The 2,627-nt window shown below is 32.3% G+C and carries 4 protein-coding genes; all 4 read right to left on the bottom strand.

What is annotated here, in order from left to right; genetic code table 11:
* Positions 1–79: 79 nt before the first annotated feature.
* Positions 80–373 carry a hypothetical protein gene (locus tag RCH56_RS07580; RefSeq protein WP_306484373.1) on the bottom strand — a complete coding sequence of 98 codons (294 nt, stop codon included), beginning with the start codon at positions 371–373 and terminating at the stop codon, positions 80–82.
* Positions 273–752: a transposase gene (locus tag RCH56_RS07575; protein ID WP_306484372.1), complete on the bottom strand. Its 480-nt coding sequence runs from the start codon at positions 750–752 to the stop codon at positions 273–275. The genes RCH56_RS07580 and RCH56_RS07575 overlap by 101 nt, the downstream gene beginning before the upstream one ends.
* 159 nt (positions 753–911) lie before the next feature.
* A complete protein-coding gene (locus RCH56_RS07570) occupies positions 912–1,337 on the bottom strand; it encodes a hypothetical protein (RefSeq protein ID WP_306484371.1) in 426 nt (141 codons plus the stop codon).
* Between the two features lie 58 nt (positions 1,338–1,395).
* The gene (locus RCH56_RS07565) at positions 1,396–2,466 is read right to left on the bottom strand and encodes a thermonuclease family protein (protein ID WP_306484370.1); all 1,071 of its coding nucleotides are present in this window, start codon (positions 2,464–2,466) and stop codon (positions 1,396–1,398) included.
* Positions 2,467–2,627 lie beyond the last annotated feature (161 nt).

Raw genomic sequence — 2,627 nt, 5'->3', positions numbered from 1 at the left:
GTCTAGTAGATAAAGGTAGTGCTGTAGAAAATAAAATTATATTCGGCAACACTACCCTTTTTTAAAGTTACATGTGATTTTAAAATACTTTTTGAATATTTTTATAATCAAAGTCCCCAATACCATCTACAGCGAAGTCTGCAATTTCTTCTATCTCATCCCACTCTTTCTCATTCCAAGGGAAATCTTTAATTCCACAAGTTATAATTCCTGATTTTTTGGCAGCTTTAAGAGCATAAGCTGCATCGTCAAGTAGTATTAGATTTTTTGGTTCAGTTTTCAAAACTTTTGCAGTATTTTTCCAAAATTCTACTTGCATTTTCTTTAGATTTGTTAAATCGGGTGTGAAAAATTCTGTAAAGTAGTCGAATATTCCTATTCTTTTTAGAGCTGCTTCTAGAAGAAAAAAAACTATTTGATGAAGCTACAGCCATTTTATAGCCCTCGTCATGAAGGGCTTTTATGGTCTCTATCGTTGCTTCTCTATCTCTTGGTATGTTTAAATCTATGTCTACGTAAGATGATCTAACTGTTTTCTTGCTTGAACCATTTCTTGTATTTAGGGAAAGTGGTTTTTCTCCATATTCATAGTCTAAATGTTCATCTAATTCTGATTTTAAAAGTTCTTCCATTGTATCGCCTAAAAGATCTTTTAGTGCTTCTTGAATATCTTGTGCATTTTGAGGTTTGTATTCCTCAATTAACATTTTAGCTATTTTACTTCCTCTTGATTCTGGCCTTTTTCTTGGCATAAAAATTCCTCCTGATTAGTTTCTCTTTACCCTAATCAGGAGGTTTCTATACACAAAATATTTCACAGTCTCAATTTCCACGTCTTTTTTCTATATTGGGACTTTTGCAACAGCCCCATTGTCATTGTCTTTTTCTTTATTTGCTATATAAAGGCTCACTTAAATTTGAAAATTAAAGATGTATCCCTTATCAAAATCACTGTTATAAATATATAAGGTGCTGTGACCTTTTTTATCGATATTTTCTTGGTAGAAGTAAACAGTATTACTATCTTTTTCTAGTTCGGATATCGAATTTGACAAGACGTCATAATCTTCTATTTCAGATTTATAACTTTCCATCATTTGTTTGAACCCTTTCGATTTTATATAATAATCATCATCTATTTTTTTCCGGTTATCTTGCTTTCCCTTAGAATTAATTAGGTATATATCGAAGTAATCATCTCCAAAAGCTCTTTCAGATTTAAATATCCTTTTTTCATATGGGATATCCTCCACGCTAGATTTTAGATTGAAAAATATTAGGCATACTCCAAATACTACAAGTATTAAAAGTAGTATATGTTTTTTTCTCTTAATCATCTTTTATTCCTGCATTTCTATGTTAACACTTATAGGTTTCAATACTTCCATTAACTTATTATTTTTTAGCTGGCCTATAGCCCTTGCTTATTGCCTCTTCTATAGAATAAAACCATGTTACATTTTTAACTGATATCTTATCATAATGACTTTGGCCATCTATGTGGTAGATGCCACTGGCCCTATTACCCTTAATTACACCTCTAGTCCTATCAGCCTTATAAGTACTCCCCCTATTGGTTATATACTCCCTAACTTGACCATCGGTTGGTTTATCCCCACGAGGGTATTTAAATTTTTTGTCATAGTTTGGTAAATCATAAATGTCCCCTTCATCAGAAGCCGCTTCTTCATGGGATTCTTCTAATTTATAGGATGAAGAAGGATCAACATTAGGTTTAGGAATATTCATATGATCATCATCAGGATCTTCGTTTATGTTAGAAGTATTTGTCTTAAAGGATTCTAATCCCTCTTCATTCCACATTCCTCTAGTGTTTTTTATAGCTTCCTCTTCTATCTTGTAAAAATAATCGGCATATTTTATATCTGGAGCATATGTTGCTGCATTTGCAAAACCGTCTCTAACTAGGATTCCATTAAATGACTTGTATTTTACATCGTCAAAACTAGGATTATTAAGATTACTTGGTAGGCTTAGCCAAACATATCTTAGATACATTCCATACCTATCTATATCAGATATATCTTTCTCTAGATAAACTACAGACCCCTCTAAGTTTTCTTTAGCGAAGTTAGATGCCTCAACGCCATAGTATTCAACTTCCTTTTGTGGGTGCTTAGTTTCTGGAGTATTTACTCCAATTGCTCTAACCCTATGGACTTCGCCAGAAACTTCAACATCATAGGTGCCCCCATCTACAACGTTTATAACCTCTCCCTTTACATAGGTATCCTCGTAAGCTTCTGGTGCTTTTTTACGACTTTCTTCCTTACCTTCTACTTCTTCTTCAATAGGATTTTCATTGATAGTTTCCTTAAGTCCAAGAACCTCATCCAGGTCATAGTCCTTATAATATACTATCTCACTTGCCAAAGCATCAGGTACCTGGTTAAAAAAACCGAGGGTAAGAACTAAAGCTAGTATCAATTTCTTAAAATTTTTCATAAAACCTCCTAAAATAGACGTTATAACACACTAGGAGATATTATACTATAAATTATAGATAAGTGTATAAAAATTTTTTTAAACATAAAAATAAGACAGCAATTAGTATGAACTGACCTTTGTCAAGTAGACAATCAATTTAATTTAAAATTTAGTATTAG

Source organism: Anaerococcus sp., assembly GCF_030825785.1.
Lineage (GTDB): Bacteria > Bacillota > Clostridia > Tissierellales > Peptoniphilaceae > Anaerococcus.
Note: the sequence above shows the minus strand (reverse complement) of the source record. Positions and strands in the feature narration are given on the sequence as shown.